Below are 474 nucleotides of genomic sequence, written 5' to 3'. Positions count from 1 at the left end.
ATTACATCTTTATGTAATGCAAGGTGTTTAAGGTTTGATTTTGGCATCACAACACCTTGATTTCCTGTAAAACCTTGATGTTTACAAACCTGATAAAAACCTTCAATTTTTTCGTTCAAGCCACCGACGGCTTGCACTCGACCAAACTGATCAACAGCCCCTGTAACCGCAACTTGTTGATTAATTGGAGATTCAGATAAAGCACTCACCAAGCAACAAAGTTCTGCAAGAGATGCGCTGTCACCATCAACTTCACTATAAGACTGTTCAAATACGATGGAGGCAGAGTAAGGCAGTGGTTCATCCAGTTTCAGAGCAGAGCTCAAGAAAGCTTGCATAATCATCATGCCTTTTGCATGTAGATTGCCTCCAAGCTCAGCTTTGCGCTCAACATCGGAAACATCGCCATCACCAAAATGAATTACACAAGATATTCGTGCAGGCTCACCATAGCTGACAGGGTGCCCAGCCATC

1 protein-coding gene is annotated in these 474 nt (G+C 43.0%); it reads right to left on the bottom strand.

Annotated elements, in window-relative coordinates:
- Nucleotides 1-474 (bottom strand): S16 family serine protease (locus tag IQR33_RS15845; RefSeq protein WP_322631774.1); only part of this gene is annotated, 474 nt, incomplete at both ends.

The sequence above is a fragment of the Vibrio sp. OPT46 genome (assembly GCF_015163535.1).
GTDB lineage: Bacteria > Pseudomonadota > Gammaproteobacteria > Enterobacterales > Vibrionaceae > Vibrio > Vibrio alginolyticus.
The sequence above is the reverse complement of the archived record's forward strand: the minus strand, read 5'-3'. Positions and strand labels throughout refer to the sequence as shown.